Origin of the sequence: Mycobacteroides saopaulense (assembly GCF_001456355.1) — a bacterium.
Classification (GTDB): Bacteria; Actinomycetota; Actinomycetes; order Mycobacteriales; family Mycobacteriaceae; genus Mycobacterium; species Mycobacterium saopaulense.
In genome coordinates, this window is sequence record NZ_CP010271.1 from 2,671,649 (window position 1) to 2,687,271 (window position 15,623).

Annotated in this window: 15 protein-coding genes; 6 read left to right on the top strand and 9 right to left on the bottom strand. The window is 62.9% G+C overall.

Annotated features, from left to right (window positions below):
• Positions 1-81: 81 nt before the first annotated feature.
• From MYCSP_RS13290 to MYCSP_RS13315, 6 genes are all read right to left on the bottom strand, one after another.
• The gene (locus MYCSP_RS13290; protein ID WP_088413930.1) at positions 82-1,446 is read right to left on the bottom strand and encodes an aldehyde dehydrogenase family protein; all 1,365 of its coding nucleotides are present in this window, start codon (positions 1,444-1,446) and stop codon (positions 82-84) included.
• Positions 1,447-1,448: 2 nt separating this feature from the next.
• Complete coding sequence (locus MYCSP_RS13295; RefSeq protein WP_088413931.1) at positions 1,449-2,540, bottom strand: acyl-CoA synthetase family protein; 1,092 nt, start codon at positions 2,538-2,540, stop codon at positions 1,449-1,451.
• A gap of 61 nt (positions 2,541-2,601) precedes the next feature.
• Complete coding sequence (locus MYCSP_RS13300) at positions 2,602-3,618, bottom strand: 2-dehydropantoate 2-reductase (RefSeq protein WP_088413932.1); 1,017 nt, start codon at positions 3,616-3,618, stop codon at positions 2,602-2,604.
• A gap of 2 nt (positions 3,619-3,620) precedes the next feature.
• Positions 3,621-4,010, bottom strand: a complete 390-nt coding sequence (locus tag MYCSP_RS13305; RefSeq protein WP_088415611.1) for a RidA family protein — start codon at positions 4,008-4,010, stop codon at positions 3,621-3,623.
• Between the two features lie 58 nt (positions 4,011-4,068).
• Positions 4,069-5,088 carry a dipeptidase gene (locus MYCSP_RS13310; protein WP_088413933.1) on the bottom strand — a complete coding sequence of 340 codons (1,020 nt, stop codon included), beginning with the start codon at positions 5,086-5,088 and terminating at the stop codon, positions 4,069-4,071.
• Between the two features lie 22 nt (positions 5,089-5,110).
• Positions 5,111-5,926 carry a class II aldolase/adducin family protein gene (locus MYCSP_RS13315; RefSeq protein WP_088413934.1) on the bottom strand — a complete coding sequence of 272 codons (816 nt, stop codon included), beginning with the start codon at positions 5,924-5,926 and terminating at the stop codon, positions 5,111-5,113.
• A gap of 250 nt (positions 5,927-6,176) precedes the next feature.
• Here MYCSP_RS13315 and MYCSP_RS13320 point away from each other — a divergent pair, with 250 nt between their 5' ends.
• The 3 genes from MYCSP_RS13320 to MYCSP_RS13330 all read left to right on the top strand — a co-directional run bounded on the left by MYCSP_RS13320 (position 6,177) and on the right by MYCSP_RS13330 (position 9,469).
• On the top strand, positions 6,177-6,806 hold the full coding sequence (locus MYCSP_RS13320; RefSeq protein WP_088413935.1) for a TetR/AcrR family transcriptional regulator: 630 nt from the start codon (positions 6,177-6,179) through the stop codon (positions 6,804-6,806).
• A gap of 216 nt (positions 6,807-7,022) precedes the next feature.
• Positions 7,023-8,507: an amino acid permease gene (locus tag MYCSP_RS13325; RefSeq protein WP_088413936.1), complete on the top strand. Its 1,485-nt coding sequence runs from the start codon at positions 7,023-7,025 to the stop codon at positions 8,505-8,507.
• 581 nt (positions 8,508-9,088) lie between these two features.
• Positions 9,089-9,469 (top strand): hypothetical protein, encoded by a 381-nt coding sequence (locus MYCSP_RS13330; RefSeq protein WP_088413937.1) that lies wholly within the window; start codon positions 9,089-9,091, stop codon positions 9,467-9,469.
• A 43-nt stretch (positions 9,470-9,512) separates the two neighbouring features.
• Here MYCSP_RS13330 and MYCSP_RS23130 read toward each other — a convergent pair whose 3' ends face one another.
• From MYCSP_RS23130 to MYCSP_RS13345, 3 genes are all read right to left on the bottom strand, one after another.
• Positions 9,513-10,886 (bottom strand): DUF1524 domain-containing protein, encoded by a 1,374-nt coding sequence (locus MYCSP_RS23130; protein WP_235629478.1) that lies wholly within the window; start codon positions 10,884-10,886, stop codon positions 9,513-9,515.
• Positions 10,887-11,168: 282 nt separating this feature from the next.
• Positions 11,169-12,461 (bottom strand): hypothetical protein, encoded by a 1,293-nt coding sequence (locus MYCSP_RS13340; protein ID WP_088413938.1) that lies wholly within the window; start codon positions 12,459-12,461, stop codon positions 11,169-11,171.
• Positions 12,461-13,210: an MspA family porin gene (locus tag MYCSP_RS13345; RefSeq protein WP_088413939.1), complete on the bottom strand. Its 750-nt coding sequence runs from the start codon at positions 13,208-13,210 to the stop codon at positions 12,461-12,463. The genes MYCSP_RS13340 and MYCSP_RS13345 overlap by 1 nt, the downstream gene beginning before the upstream one ends.
• Before the next feature lie 186 nt (positions 13,211-13,396).
• Between MYCSP_RS13345 and MYCSP_RS13350 the strand changes: the two genes are divergently transcribed.
• The 3 genes from MYCSP_RS13350 to MYCSP_RS13360 are packed head-to-tail and all read left to right on the top strand — an operon-like array spanning position 13,397 to position 15,508.
• Complete coding sequence (locus MYCSP_RS13350; RefSeq protein ID WP_005076284.1) at positions 13,397-13,864, top strand: hypothetical protein; 468 nt, start codon at positions 13,397-13,399, stop codon at positions 13,862-13,864.
• 34 nt (positions 13,865-13,898) lie between these two features.
• Complete coding sequence (locus MYCSP_RS13355) at positions 13,899-14,351, top strand: regulator (protein ID WP_062912424.1); 453 nt, start codon at positions 13,899-13,901, stop codon at positions 14,349-14,351.
• On the top strand, positions 14,348-15,508 hold the full coding sequence (locus MYCSP_RS13360; RefSeq protein ID WP_088413940.1) for an MAB_1171c family putative transporter: 1,161 nt from the start codon (positions 14,348-14,350) through the stop codon (positions 15,506-15,508). Before MYCSP_RS13355 ends, MYCSP_RS13360 begins: the two co-directional genes overlap by 4 nt.
• Positions 15,509-15,623 lie beyond the last annotated feature (115 nt).

The window sequence follows — 15,623 nt, forward strand, 5'->3', positions numbered from 1 at the left end:
GTCCCTCCGAGATGACATCTACGCGGGTCAAGTACGTAGACACACTCGCGTGAATGTCATCTCGGCGCCGAGGATCTGACCTCAGTCGCGGATAACGCCCTTGGTGCGCATCAGGAAATCGGCGAGAAATCCGTCGTGCGGGATGTGGGGCGCGGCGTAGGAGGTCGGGTGTCTGCCGCTGTAGACGTTGGACACCGTCGGTTCGGCCACCAGGGCGTCGATGAGTTCCCCGTCGCTGGTGATCGCAGTGATCACCAGCGAATGCCGCAGCGGGACAACGCCGTCGGCGCGGCTCCACGGCGCGATCCACACACACGGGAACGCCAGCTCGGTGTTGAGCTTGTCGACGTCGGCTCGCTGTAGCAGATGCACGGCCGGCCGCAACGCGGCCGAACCATCGCCGAGGTCGGCAACCACCTGCTGGGCACCGAGGAGCGCGGTCGCGCCCTGCGCCCTAGCGGCCAGATACTCGCCGACGCGGCGCGCGGCATCGAGTGGCTGGACCGGCAAGACCGCCCGTTCATCGGTGACGGGCAGCGGCGTGATCTGTGCAAGCCTGGCCGCGATCGCCTCCGCCAGGGGTCGCGGATCGCCCTCGAAGAGAACGGCCGTGGTGTTGGTACACGCCATGCCACCGTGTCCGCCGATCGACTCGACGACGATGTCGAGGTAGTCACGCCAGTCGTGTTCGGCGGTGATCAGGATCTTGCTGCGCCCAGGACCATTCACCATCACCGTGGGGTCGCCGGCGTATTTGCCCACGATGTCCTGCCCGCCGTAGACAACGGAAAGGTCTGCCGCGGAGATGATCTCGGCCGCGCCCGCATGGTCGGTGGGGAGATACAGAGCATCTTCGGGCCGAAATCCCGCGGTGCGTAACGCATTGACGAGCCGGTGCCCGGTGAAGGGCTCGCGCCGCGAGGGCCGGATGGCCACGCGATAGCCCAATGCCAGTGCCTGCGCCCACGCACCGTGCACACCGGGACTGTTCCCCGATGCGTGCACGGCCAGCACATCACCCCGGCGCACCCAGACTGAGCTCCCCTGACGAGTGCGTCCGTCGTGCCAGTGCAGGGCCGCTCCCGTGGGCCGGGCGGGTGCCACCGCGTCCATCGCACGGCGCACGGCCTCCGCGACGCCGTGCGCGCTGGAGCGTGCGACGGCGACGGGCAATCCCGCGACCCGGCTGACGGCGTCGACGTACTGATCGAAGCCCTGGCCCCCGATCTCCGTGTCGGTGAAGATCTCGGCGGCTTCGGCCAGCGCGGCGTCGCGCCGATTCGGCGCCAGGGGCCCGGCGGCGCGCTGCGCACCGATGCTGCGGCTCACATACAGCGAGGGCACCATGCTCAACTCGGCGACCGGTTCCCCGGCCATGTCGGTGATCACCGCACGCGTGCGGGTGCGGTATTCGCCGGAGGGGCCTAGCGCGTCCACTGCGATCACGATCAGTAGACGCCTTCGACGACTGCCTCGCCCTCGAAGGTCGCGACGGGAACCACCTGACTGACGGAATCACCGATCTGGTCGTCGGGGCCGGGTATCCGGATCGCACTGTCGCGTTCGAGGTTGTTGGGGATGAACATGCCCTTGCTGATGTGGTTCATCACCACCTGGCCGCGCTGGCCGTGGGGCACCGGCTCGCCTGTCTGCGGATCGACGACCCAGAAGACGACATACGGCGAGCGGGGATCGAACACGAAAGCATCACCCACCACCCGAGTCTTGGCCTGCGACAGGATCATTGTGCTGCCGAACGCCATCGCGATCTGGGCCGACGGGAAGATCTCACGGAGCAGGTCCAGGGTGTCCAGATCCACGTGCGCCCCGCTGATCAGGATGTAGCGGATCTTCTGATTGACCAGCTCCACCATGGCGTCGTCGCGGGCGATCGCGCCCAGCAGCGGCGGGCTGGTGTGCAGGTTGGCCACATTCTGGGTCTGCAGCACGAACCGCGCCTGCTCCAGCACGTGGGCCACGTACGCCGATACCTCGGCGGTGGCGCCCCGTGCGGCCAGCTTCTTGACCCAGCGTGGATCCAGGTCGACGGGATAGAAGACCGATTCCAGCCGCTCGCTGACGGCGCGGGAGAAGTGGCCTACGCCGTGCGGGCCGCTGGGCATGAGAAACAGCAGGCCCGCGCCGGCCACGAACCCCCCGGCGGTGAAGTCCTCGAGCTGCCACCGGGTGACCTGTTCGACCCAGTCGGGCAGCTGCGATGTGCGTTTGGGTGCGCCGGTGGTGCCACCCGACTCGAAGACCTTGGGCAGCGGAGCGGGCGCTCCATAGCCGCGCGGAATGAGGTCCTCGACGGTTGCCTCCCGCAGCTCGTTGACCACGTTCGGAAACAGCCTCAGGTCATCGAAACCGTTCACGTCGGTCAGCGGGCGAAAATCCAGGGCCGCTGCGGTGCGCAACCAGAATGGAGAGCCGGTGTCTTCGCCGAAGTGCCAGGCGATGGCGGCCCGCAGATACGCCTCGGGGTCGGTCACCGGAACTGCCCTCGGAATGTCCAGTAGCGAGAAGTCGATCTCAGCCATCTAGCAATCCTGGCGCAGGAAAGGCGATCCTAGAAGGAGTTTCACCGCCGTTCGCGGCGCGTTAACCGACTGGAGCTGCCGCCCGCTCCTCGATCTCTCGGCGCAGCTCCGTTCCCGACCACGTCTTCTGGCCGCGAGAGGTCAACTCGTGAACGAGGCTCACGAGTGCGGCGTTGACCGGTGCGCTCGTGCCGAGTTTCTTGGCGAGTTCGACGACTTCACCGTTGATGTAGTCGATTTCGGTCGTCCTGCCGAGGGTGATGTCGTCGAGCATGGACGAACGGGCCTGAGGGTCGATCTCGACCATATGTCGCGCCAACCGGGCGAACAGCGCGTTCGGCATCCGCAGCACCCAGGGCATGAATGCCAAGGGTGCGGCCAGAGGGCTGACCACCGGTTGTTTGTTGCGGCGCAGAAGTGCCAGGGCCTCCCGCTGGGCGTCGGCCAGCACCAGGCGGTATTCCCGTTCTCCCAGCTCGGCTTTCAGGGGCAGACCCGAGAGGGCGTTGACCGCGTTGTTCAGGTTCACCACCAGCTTGCCCCACTGCACCGCGGACATGTCGTCGCGCACATCGGTGGGCAACCCGCACTGCGTAAGCGCCTGTGCCAGGGATTCCGCCCCGGCAGAGACGGAGAGTTTTCCCTGTGTGCCCTGATGAAAGCGCGCCGGCCCAACCTGTGCGACATTGAAGCCGACCATTCCGGTGATCACCTTGTGCTGCTTGACGTATCGCGAGATCTCGACCGGGTTACGTATCCCGTTCTGCAGGCTGACCACCACAGCTCCGGGGCGCAGTCGTTCGGCCAGCGATTGGGCCATCCCCGCGGTCGCTGCGGACTTCACCGTCACAAGCACGACATCGACATCCCGCACCACGTCAACATCCTCGGAAAACACGCAATCCTGCCCGGGAATGGTGGCCGACCACCCCTGGTAGTCCGACAGAGCCAGACCGTGCTCCACGATCGACTGACCGAGGCTTGCCCGGCCGATGTACACGAGGTGATGCCCGGCGGTCTGCAGGCGGCCACCCACATAGCAGCCGATGCTTCCGGCTCCGGCGACGGCGATTCTCATGGCTACACCTCTGTCTCGGAAAGTTTTGCGAGCGCGTCGATCTCCACCAACAGCCCCGGCGGGAGACCGCCGAAAAGAGTGGTCCGGGCCGGATACGGCTTACAGAGGGTGTCTTCGAACGCCCTGTTGAGTTCGGCGAATCCTTCGGGGGCATGAAGATAGACCCGCAGCATCAGCACATCACCCAGGTCGGTACCCGCCGCGTGCAAGATCGCCTGGATGTTGCGCAATGCCTGGACGCTCTGCTCGTAGACCGTCTCACCCGCAAGGGAACCGGTTTGGGCGTTGATCCCCACTTGGCCGGACACCTGCAGGGTGTCGCCGATGCGCACCGCCTGCGAGTAGGGGCCAACCGGATGTGGCGCCAAATCGGTTTCGATCCAGGTCTTCACCATCTGAACTCCTTTGTTACCACACGAATTGACCTTGTCCGGCCTTACGAAGCTGCCCTCATGAGCCGGACAGGGTTGCCTTCAGGACACGCAGCGCATTGTCGCCCAGAATCCCCGAGACCTCCGCGGCGTCGAAGCCCGCACGCAGCAATGCCTCGATCAACGACGGGAATCCGGTGGGTCCGTCGAAACCCTGGGCGTATCCGGGAATGCCGTTCATGTCGGTGCCGATGCACAGGTGGCGTGGACCGACCAGTTCCGCCAGGTAGGAGGCGTGGCGGGCGAAGTCATCGACATCGCGCATGCCCAAACGGCGAAAACCCATTGGCCACAACCCGATCAGTCCGCCGGTGGCGGCTATCGCGCGCGCCTCCTCGTCGCCGATATAGCGCGGAAACTCCTGTACCGCCGATGCCCCGGTGTGCGAGCTGATCACCGGCACCGATGTCTGCTCGCATGCCGTCAGGGTGGTCGCCGCGTCGGCATGCGCCAGGTCGATCAGCATGCCGAGCCGGTTGGCCTCTGCGACAACCTCTTTGCCGAGGGCGGTCAGGCCCGAGGAGTAGCGCCCGGCCCGAACCGCCCTACTGCCCCGGTTTCCCGACAACGAGGTACTGATGGTCCCGAGCCCGTTGTCCGCGTAGTGCACCAGGCCCAGCACCCGCACGCCCAGTCGGTGAAGCTCCACCAATCGGTCCGGTTGCGCACCCACGACATCGGCGCCCTCGACGCCGAGCATGACCGCTGAGTCGCCCCCTGCCATCTGCTCGGCGGTGTCCACCACTGCCACACCCGCCGCACGGGCCTCGGCGCGTGCGAGGTCCAGCTGGGCCTTCACGCCACTCCAGGGAGAGCGGAATCGCCACGCGGTGCCCAGTGCCGCGTCGCCGACGGCGGTGATGATCGCAAGGTTCACCTTGCCCCGCGCCAGTTTCGACAACGGCTCTGCCGGCATGTCTATTGCCTTGCCGCCCACCGCGCGTAGCCATCTCGGCATGATGCTGAGTCCGTGGGTGTGCATGTCCACGGTCAGTGCCGTGTCGTTGAGCCTCTGGGATTGCTCGGCCGTGGAGCTCATCTCCGGGAATCCTCGATCCGGGTCAACGCAGGGCCTCGGGAGCGGTTCTGATCACGTCGTCCCATAGCGGCTGGAACTGGAACCAGCCCGCGACCGGGGTGCCGATCTGGTTGTAGACCGAGACAGCCGTCTCGTGGTCGATCGTTCGGGGTTCTCCGGCGGCCATGGCAAGCAATTGCGCCTGGCAAGAGCGCTCCATCGTGATGAACCACCAGGCGGCTTCGGCCACCGAATGGCCCACGGTGAGCAACCCGTGGTTCTGCAGGATCACCGCCTTGGCCGGCCCGAGCGCAGATCCGATGGCTCTGCCCTCTTCCAGATCGCTGACCACGCCGCGGTAGTCGGTGTACACCGCGTGGTCTTGGTAGAAGGCACAGGCATCCTGCGTGATGGGCAACAACGGCTGCCCCAGCGACGAGAACGCCTTGCCGTGTATCGAGTGCGCATGCGCCGCGGCGATCACGTCGGGCCGCGCCTTGTGGACCTCGGAGTGGATGCAGAACGCCGCCCTGTTCACCGGACGGGTCCCGGTGATCACATTGCCGTCGTGATCGACCTGGATGAGATCAGAGACCGTGATGTGTCGGAAGTTCATGCCGAAAGGATTGACCCAAAACGTGTCGGGGAACTCCGGATCGCGCACGGTGATGTGCCCGGCCACTCCTTCGGAGAAGCCGAACGCCCCGAAGATGCGGAACGCGGCCGCCAGTTCACGGAGCCGACGCTCGCGCTCCTCCCCGACTGTCGCCGGCGGCGCCGGACTCAAGAGATCGGCATCGGCGGAACCGACTATGTACGCCGACAACTCGTCACCCACCACAACATCCCCAGAGGTCATGCGCCCACCTTTCAGTACGACTCTGTATCCAACGTCCACAAGCTACTCCCGTCCGGGAAAACCCGTCAAGAAAAACCGCCGCGATACGCCACGGTGAATATTCCTACATTTTCGGCCAATCAGGTGGCCGATAACCATGCGCCCTTATGGAGGCACCTGAGCGATTCAATGGGCCTCGGCCGCACGCAGGCATTACGATACATATCTGTATCGAAGTCGAGTATCACTGAGCATCACCGGAAGGGCGCCCATGTCGACTGGTTCCACTCGCCGGCGCGAACACACCCGTGCACGCCTGATGGAGGCCGCGCTGGATGTTTTCGCCGACCGCGGATTCCATGGTGCGAGCATCGAAAACATCTGCGAGAAGGCAGGATTCACGCGAGGCGCGTTCTACTCGAACTTCGCGGGCAAGGATGAGCTCTTTTTCACCTTGTTCGACGCGAGCAGCGAGCAGCTGATCGCCCGGCTGCGGGCTGCGCTGGACGAATGCCGCACGAGCCCCGATCCCCTCAGCACCTTCATCCGCGCCATCGACGACAAAAGCCCCGCACAGCGCCGCTGGTATCTGATCAGCATGGAATTCACGCTGTATGCGATCCGGGAACCGAGCGCCGCCGTGGTGCTGGCCGAGCACGATGCACGGCTACGGCGCGAGGCCGCCGGGGTGATCAACGAACTGATGTCGATCGCTCACCGGGAACTGATCATCGACACCGAGCTGATCGCCCGACTCGCGACCGCGTTGCGCGAAGGGGTGGCCGCGCAGTTCTACGTCGAACCCGACCTGGCCGAGACCCAGATGTTGGAACGGCTCGCCTTCCCTGCCATGCTGCGCGCGTTCTCCCAGCCTGCAGGGGCGGCCGGGAGCCACGACTAGCTGCTATCGGATGTATTCGCGCCGCCTCGACAGGTCTTGATCCCCGCATGGGAGTAGAACGCTTCCCGACAACCTCTCCCCGGAGAGTGGTTGAGTTTTCACCGCTCTGATGACTCGTGGCCCCAATGGCTCATGCCGGTCATCAGGCGGAATCGCGCAGCATGTTCGTAACATCGTTGTTCCAGTAAGCAACTTTCCGATCGATACGGTCGCACGATGATGTCCCCGGCAACATATGACACATCAGCTCCTGCCCCTGAGGAACACGGATACCACAAGGGGTTGAAGAACCGCCAAGTCCAAATGATCGGTATCGGGGGTGCCATCGGCACGGGGCTGTTCATGGGAGCCGGCGGCCGGTTGCACAGTGCGGGACCGGGCTTGTTCTTGGTTTATGCGGTCTGCGGCGTGTTCGTGTTCTTCATCCTGCGTGCGTTGGGCGAGCTGATCTTGCACCGGCCGTCCTCGGGGTCCTTCGTGTCGTACGCCCGCGAATTCCTCGGCGAGAAGGCAGCGTACGTCGCGGGCTGGATGTACTTCTTCAACTGGGCCGCCACCGCCATCGTCGACGTCACCGCCATCGCGCTGTACATGCACTACTGGAGCGCCTTCAAGGCCATCCCCCAGTGGTCCATCGCACTCATCGCCTTGGTCATCGTGCTGACCATGAACACCATCAGCGTCAAACTGTTCGGTGAGATGGAATTCTGGGCCGCCCTGATCAAAGTGGTTGCCATCATGGGATTCCTGGTCATCGGAACCGTCTTCTTGGCGGGCCGCTTCACCATCGAGGGCGCCAGCACAGGGCCATCGGTGATCGCGAACAACGGCGGCCTGCTGCCCACCGGCCTGATGGCCCTGGTCATTGTCACCTCGGGAGTCGTCTTCGCGTACTCCGCTGTCGAACTGGTCGGCATCGCCGCCGGCGAGACCGAGAACCCGGAAAAGGTGATGCCCCGGGCCATCAACTCAGTGGTGTTCCGAGTCGCGGTCTTCTACGTGGGTTCGCTCATCTTGCTGGCACTGCTGCTGCCCTATGGGACCTACAAAGCCGGCGAAAGCCCCTTCGTCACCTTCTTCTCCCGGATAGGCGTGCCGTACGCCGGCGATGCCATGAACTTTGTGGTGCTCACAGCCGCACTGTCCAGCCTGAACGCGGGCCTGTACAGCACGGGGCGGATTCTGCGATCGCTGGCGATGAATGGCAGTGCACCAAAAGTGTTGTCACGTATGACCTCTGGCGGAGTGCCCTTCATGGGCATCGCGGTCACCGGCGCCCTCACACTTGTCGGGATATTCATGAACCTGGTCATTCCCGCCGAAGCCTTCGAAACCGCTCTGGATCTGGCGGCGCTCGGAATCATCTCGTCGTGGGCCACCATCGTGATCTGCCAGATCCAGCTCTACCGCTGGTCGCAGCGAGGCATCCTGCAACGGGGCAGTTTCCGGATGCCCGGAGCCCCGTACACCGGGTACCTGACGCTGGCATTCCTAGCGGCCGTAGTGGTGCTCATGTGTTACGAGAACGCGTGGAACCTGATCGCGATCGTGGTACTCATCCCCGTGCTGACCGCGGGCTGGTACCTATGCCGCGGCCGAGTACTGCAGCTCGCGCAGGAGCGTATCGGATACACCGGCGCCTACCCGGTGATAGCGCACACCCCCATGCTCGACGACCCGCCAGGCGGCCGGGACGGGTAGGGATCGCCGTTCTAGCTTCTCCTGGGTATTTGGTTGAAGGGGCGCGGTTCCCGCGAGCCCAGGGCGTAGTTCTCAGCCTCGTCGCGCCATGTGATCCATCAACAGCTCCACCCGAACAGACACGGTGTAGGCCAATGGCCGCCCACGTTCATAACCGACTCTAATCAGCGCGTGCGGGAAGCGTGGAAAGCATTCCCGCCTGCACGTCCTTGGTGGTCCCGGCTGGGTTCGAACCGGCGACCCCTCGCGTGTGAGGCGGCTTGCATGCACTCTACGCATTTCGATTCTGTATAGGGAAGTCCATCCAGCAGCATTCTTAGTCCAGGTCAAGCAGGTTCGTCTGTCCGCTGTGGGTCATCGGTGGGTCAACGAGGGATTTTACGGGTCCCGCCCCCTGTCGACCGTCTTCGGAACCGACGTCAACGCCGCGATAACGGCGTTCCCACCTGGGGGCAACGCCAAGCTCCCACTAACACGTCCGCAGCACCCTTCATGGCAACCGTTGGAGCTTATCCAGAAGACCACAACAGCCGGAACCAACATCACTACCGGCGGCGTCGCAGCAGATAAGAACAAGCTCAGTGCCGGTCTCCTGTCGAGCGAAGCTCTACGTCGAGAAGGGCGAGACCGTCGTCGCCTGCCCGCGGTATCGAACGACTTACGGCGTCGATGAACTCCGCGACGACATGCGGACCCGCGCGTGGGATCAGCCCATGGCCGGAGCTGACGTACTGCGCACGATGAAGCTCGCCGGCAAGGCGCCACCGCCCTCGACGTTCTACAAGGTGCTCCGTCGCGTCGTGCCGCGCCTATATCTGCACGCGGACGGCCAGCGCAACCAGCACCGGACGCCCGGCTGCAAGGAGCTGTACGCCTACGACGACGTTCTTGCCAAGCTAGTGGAGACACCAACCTGTCGATGGCGGGTGCACCGCAGACATTCGGATACGACTCGTGCGTGAACGAATCTGTGGGCGTTTTGGTGACCACGAACAAAGACTGTGGCTATTCGCAGAAGAGGTACCCAAGGGTTTCTCCTGTCGCGTCTCCAGCACGCTCGACTAGCTCCTTCTCGGCTTCCTTCACGGCAATCCGAGCGGCCTTTAATGTCATGCCCAGTGCCTTCCCAGAAGGGACGTAGTCCACGAATGTGCATACGCCCACTCCCGCCGACTTCCAGAAATTATTCCAAACTTCACAATCTATGCCGTCTCTCGTGACCCCAAAGACGCATTTCGGCACCTCGACAGGCGGGTTAGGTAACGCAGTCGGAGATGGTAATTGTTCACAGCCATCGACTTGTCTGCACTCAGCCGGAGTCAATTGCCGCGGTATACCAGAATTCGCGTTATCCTTGACGAATTGTTCGATCTGTCGTCTGACTGAATCAGTTGCTCTCAGTTCCTGCTGGCACTCAAAGTCAGTTACGGTGAGTAGGTCCTTTTTATATTCGCTAAATAGTTGGTCGCCCTTGGAGAAATTTTCACGACCAGACAACAGAGTGAGATTGTCTGGAAGATTCGCAACCAGCACTTGCTGATCACGTGTCAGCTTCCAAAAATCGTCTATGTCTAAAAGTCTTCTGATCGGTATTATGTGCTCAACCGACCATCTATCCTCCCTGGGAAGCGCTTGGTTGTACGCATGATTGTTCCAGTCCTGGGCCATCTCGTTCACCCGTTTCCAGCTGTCTAGCTGCTTGCCCTTCTGCCTGATATTGTCAGAAACGCCAGGGAACTTGCGATTAGATTTTACTGGAATGTACTGGTTGCTAGGGCATTTTTTATCGCAATCAGGGTTGCCCTGGGTGCAGCCGGCCTCGCGAATCTGAGTTTGACCGTCAGTACTTGTGTCATCTCCACTGGAAGGGGTAACTGAGCACTTCTTAGGGTCCAGCCGATTGGCGGCCAATGCCACTTTGACAGCATCGGCTATCTTGGCATCAAGATCGCTATCTCCAGTACTCATACCAAGGTATGTGGGAGCAATATTCAGCTGGCTGGCGACGCCCAGTAGTGTGTTCATACAACGCTGGTCATCGTCGTTCGAATCGTCTATATCCGTGTTGTCGGATGAGTCTTTATCGGCACGCTGATTTTGCTGCCCGGGCTGCTGTTGCTGTTCCTGCCCGCGCTGGTTGAGCTGATCACTGAGCCGTTGCCAGTCGTTGTTGACTTGTTGGTTGTTAGGGGCGTTGTTGTAGTTGATGGGTTGTTGTTCGCCGTTGGCGGCGCGGTTGTAGCTGCCATCCCGGTTTTGGGCGGACACTTGGCCGGGTTGCGCTGCTTGGCTTGGTTGGGGTGCGGCGCTGTTGTAGATGGAGATGCCGTTGTTCTGGTCCAGGGGAGGCTGTCCACGGCCAGGTTCGTAGGGAGGCATGGCCGGCATGGAGGGTGGGACGAATTCGGTTCCGCCTCCCGGGGGACCGGATGGGGTTCCGCCTCCGGGGTTTCCGCCGCAGTCTGGTGGGCAGTCCGCCCGTGCGATTGCCAACACAGGGCTGGTGCCTGAGGCGGGCTGGGGGCTCATGACCGGGACACCGATGGCGGCCGCTAGAACCGCGAGAGCGGCGGCGGTACTAGACGCTCGGCGAAGCATCTTGCGTGTGGACTCCTTTGGAAACCAGTGGGGTTGGTCTGATTTGGTCTTCATCGTGTGCCCCTAGTTCGTGCCGCAGTACGCGTTGTTGTTGGACGGCAGCCTGCGGGTGTTGGTGGCTGGTGTGATGGGTTGGCAGAGGGGTCCGGTGAGCATGTTGGCTTTGACCCAGGTGATTTCGTCGTTGGCGATCCGTAGGCAGGTGTCGTATTGGTCGCCTTGTTGTCCGAAGGTGGCGACGCAGTTGGTGGACATGTTGGCGAACAGGGTGTTGTTGCAGACGTCGACCGAGGTACCTCGCGGCGCGGCGTCCATGCACATTTGTTGACGCATGCAGGAGGGTGCGAAGTCCGCGGTGCGGCCGTCCGGTGATCGGTATTGGCTGGGGCCGCCCGGGCACATGCCTGAGTGTCGTTCGGCATAGAGCACCGGGTCGACGCCTGCGGGCCGGTACTTGCCGTCGATGTCGGTGACGTAGTCGGCAGGGACTGTGATGACTTGGGGTGCGCTGATGCCGTTGGGCATGCCGTCCCAGTCCGCGGTCAGAGCACCGCTAGTCGGAGTGTTCGAGGCGCGGTACGAGAGGGTGATCTCGATAGGGAAGGCGAAGATGTTGGCCTGGCCCAGGTTGATCAGGATGTTGGTTTGCCTGGGGAAACCTGGCCCGATACCCGGTGCCACGTTGATCGCGGCACCTTGTGTGTCGCGGGCCACCGGGATGGAGAATGTGCCGATGACTGTTGCGGGGCGACCTGGGTGAGGGTCTGTTTCCACTAGTACGACGTTGGTGCCCTGACGCAGGTGCGTGCCTTCCGGGATTCTGACGCCGACGGCCATATCCGAGGGCGAGAAGATGGTCTTGCGGCGGATGATGATGTCGCCGCCACCGCCGGAGAACGGGACCACCTGGTAATCCACATCATTCGAGGCATACGTTGCTCCCCCGTCGCCTGACCAAGCCGCGGCCTGCAGCGTCATCTCCCCTGGCAGATGGATCGCGATGTTCTTGCCGGCCCAGGTGGTCGGGAAAAAGATGCCGTCCTTGGCGAACATCGGCACCGTAAAGTTCGACAGCTCGCGCGCGGCCGCGAGCGGCTGACCCATACCGTTGCCCTCACCCTGGGGCGCTGACGACGAGACCTTTGCGCCGCCGATGTTATTGATGCGGGGTGCATCTTGGGGCATCTCCCGCGGCGCAGGCAGCGGCGGCGGAGTCGGAACCGCCGGGTCGGCCACTGCCATACCGAGGGTCGTCTTCGAACCAACAGTGGGCGGGACCACAAAAACGGCCGCCAGGAGCGTCAGGCCCACCAACATCAAACGTCGCAGCAGTGACGTCGCGGAGGTTTTTGTCATTAGAGGTCTTTCGGTTCGCCGTAGACGGTTTGGGTGTCGTTGCCGTTCTCGGTGCGGATCCGGAAGGTCGCGAAGGACTGGATTTTGACCTGGCCGCCGCAACCGTCGGCTTCGACGTTCTGGTTACGCACCTGCGACACGGCATGCATATTCCGGAAGTTGATGCGGTCCATCGGCAACTGCGCCAAACCACCCGGCTTGAGCAGCACCCGCATGTAACCACCGATGTGCTCTTGGGCCCCCACCGAGGCACCACCGGACACTCCACCGAAACCGCCGCCTTGGCCGCCGCCTCCGCCGGAGCCGCCTTGGCCGCCGCCGTAGGCTCCGCCGTAGGCCTGTCCGGAGAGCTGCTGGCTAAGCGTAAGACCAAGATCTCCGCCAAGTTCGACACCGGAGGACGAGTCGGTGCGACAGCCCACGAAGTACCCCGTCTCCAGCTGCGCGTCCTGGATGACCGCAGAACCCGCCCCGGCGATCGTGGCCTCGGCACGGTACGACACCCGGGCTTGCCAGGAGTTGCTCGCCCCGGCGATGTTGTCGATGTGATCGATCACCTCGTTAGTCATCGTCAACCCGACAGTCCAACCATCATCGGTTACGAACTGCTGCTGCTGATCGGGCATCACCTGCGGGTCGGCGAAGGCATACGGAGCACCGGACAGGAGTGCCACTGCAACTGTGAGTGATGTTGCGACCGGCACGCGACGTCTTGGGCGCCTGCGTCGTAATGCAGTAGTCAACGGCATATCTCCCCGTCGGAGCACGAACCTGTGCATGGGTGCCGTCCCCTTGGCTGGCACACGCAGATTTATAGCAGTCAATGCTCGCTATAGCAACATTTACTAGCAAAACAATGCCTGTAGTGCGCTTACCGGTAAAGAATTGCGGTAGGGTGACCGGCGGGCGGGAAAGCCGAAGAACGGATGGGGACAATGCCAAACAAGGGTCACGATCAACAGGTTGCTGAGGACATGCGCGCAGAGAGCCTGGCCGCTAAGCTCACCAAGTTGTACGAGGTGATGAGTCCTGCAGGCGAAGCTGTCTCCGACGCGACGGTCGCCGATGGAATCTTCGAGAAGACGGGGGTGCAGATGAGTGGGCCGTACTTGTGCCTGCTGCGCACCGGCAAGCGCACCAACCCGACCGTGCAGAACGTGCAGGCCATCGCCGAATACTTCGGAGTCCCGGCCTCCTACCTCATCGACGCCGGCGCCGACGCCGCGATCGAATCCGAGCTGCGCCTCGTCAAAGCCATGCGCGACAACGGCATCCGTGACATCGCCACAAGATTGTCGGGGCTTACCCCCGAGTCGATCGGGAATCTGGCCGGCATCGTCGATCGCCTGCGTGAACTGGAGAACCTGCCACCGATCGGACCCACTGATGAACCTTCGACGTAAACGCCCACAACACACAGGCTTACCCGAAACCGACATGCGTCAGCTCATCGGACAGCTTCCCGTACCCAGCCCCTTCGACCGGACCGCGTTCATCCACACCGTCGAACAGCTGCGCGGCCGCCGGATCACCCTCCTGCCCGTCGACGCCACGCTATTGGCGGGAAGTGCGTGCGGTCTGTGGCTAGTGCGCGAACACGACGACATCGTGCTGTATCAAGACGGAACCTCCCAGCTGCACGCCGACCAGATCATCCTGCACGAACTCGGCCACATGCTGCTCGGCCACGACAAGAACGCGAAAACAGACACCGCGCAAATGGTCTCAGCGCTCACCCCAAACCTGGACCCCGGCACGGTCAAAGCAGCCCTCGGTCGCAGCGCCTACAACACCACCGCCGAACACGACGCCGAACTCTTCGCCAGCCTCATCCTTAGCCACTCCCCCAAAGACCGAACCCTCACCGACGTCCTCCTCGGGCGCCAGTGACCAGCGCGGTACCCGGCTTCATCTCTTGGCCAGTCTTCGCCTGTTTCGTGTTGGTGCTGGCTTTTCGACGGCGTTGGCTGGGCGCCGGGCTCGCCGCCCGCCACCGCAATCGTGCACTGACTTACCTTGCCGCCACTCACCTGGCCAGCGAACCGCAGGTACAGCACCTGCTCGCCACCACTATCCCAACCACAGCCGGCACCACCTCCCAAATCCCTCTGGCACTGCTACTACTAACGTGCCCTGAAGTCATCGGCATTATCGCGATGACCGATGGCCTCGACCCCGACACTCTGGTCCGCGGCTACCGCCACTACCGCACCGCGACCGTCGCCACCATTACCGTGCTCTACTTCGTCGCGATCACCCCCCGCAGGCAGGATCAACCCATCGCCCTGGCCAGCGACAACTCTGAAGTACTGGCCGCCGCCATCTGGTCAATCCTGTCGGTCACCGCAGCCACCATGATCCTGTGGCAGCTCACCAAGAACCTGCGCCAGACACGCACAACCACCGCACAACGCCTCATCGCCGTCGAACTGGGCGCAATCGCCGCTTTGATCTGCTTACCCGGCTTGAGCATCTTCACCCTGGCCCTACTGGAACGCCTGGACCTGGCCTACACCTTGACTGTGCGCCAAGCCATCTACTCCTACGCCAGCTTCGGAGCCCTCCTGGCCGCCCTGCCCCTGGCGCTGGGACCCTGCTTCGTCGCCGCACAAGCCCTCCTGCACCGCGACACCAACGGTCGCACCTGGCGCAAACTCCAACCCCTCTGGACCGACCTCACCACCGCCTACCCAGACACCGTCCTCAACCCGCCCCCACAACGATTCCAACCCGTCACCGACTTTCAACTGCACCGCATCATCATCGAAATACGTGACGCCCTACTACAACTGGCCCCCCACATCACCGCACTCACCGACACCGACCGACAACAACTCATTCACGTCTGCAGACCAACCGCCGGTGACCAACTGAGCGCACAACACGCGCTACAGATAGCCAAAGCAATCGGCCGCACGACTACCGCCAACCCCTCACCCACCAGCATGACACCCCTGCCCACTGCCACCAGCCGCGAAGACGAACTCACCCAACTCATCGACCTCACCACCTGGTGGCCTGCGGCCAAAATGCTTGCGCGACAATAATATTTCAAGATGACGGCGACACCACAGCGATCGCAGGACCGGTCGATATCCAATTTGTGAGGGCTCCGATGTTTGTTATCGAAGACGACGAGCATGCCAAAGAACTCGGCAGGTA

Bases quoted from the DNA above. Each gene is read 5' to 3' on its own strand.
- MYCSP_RS13295 (WP_088413931.1), bottom strand. From the start codon at position 2,540: ATGGCTGAGATCGACTTCTCGCTACTGGACATTCCGAGGGCAGTTCCG.
- MYCSP_RS13300 (WP_088413932.1), bottom strand. From the start codon at position 3,618: ATGAGAATCGCCGTCGCCGGAGCCGGAAGCATCGGCTGCTATGTGGGT.
- MYCSP_RS13310 (WP_088413933.1), bottom strand. From the start codon at position 5,088: ATGAGCTCCACGGCCGAGCAATCCCAGAGGCTCAACGACACGGCACTG.
- MYCSP_RS13315 (WP_088413934.1), bottom strand. From the start codon at position 5,926: ATGACCTCTGGGGATGTTGTGGTGGGTGACGAGTTGTCGGCGTACATA.
- MYCSP_RS13320 (WP_088413935.1), top strand. From the start codon at position 6,177: ATGTCGACTGGTTCCACTCGCCGGCGCGAACACACCCGTGCACGCCTG.
- MYCSP_RS13325 (WP_088413936.1), top strand. From the start codon at position 7,023: ATGATGTCCCCGGCAACATATGACACATCAGCTCCTGCCCCTGAGGAA.
- MYCSP_RS23130 (WP_235629478.1), bottom strand. From the start codon at position 10,886: ATGCCTCCCTACGAACCTGGCCGTGGACAGCCTCCCCTGGACCAGAAC.
- MYCSP_RS13340 (WP_088413938.1), bottom strand. From the start codon at position 12,461: ATGACAAAAACCTCCGCGACGTCACTGCTGCGACGTTTGATGTTGGTG.
- MYCSP_RS13345 (WP_088413939.1), bottom strand. From the start codon at position 13,210: ATGCCGTTGACTACTGCATTACGACGCAGGCGCCCAAGACGTCGCGTG.
- MYCSP_RS13350 (WP_005076284.1), top strand. From the start codon at position 13,397: ATGCCAAACAAGGGTCACGATCAACAGGTTGCTGAGGACATGCGCGCA.
- MYCSP_RS13355 (WP_062912424.1), top strand. From the start codon at position 13,899: ATGCGTCAGCTCATCGGACAGCTTCCCGTACCCAGCCCCTTCGACCGG.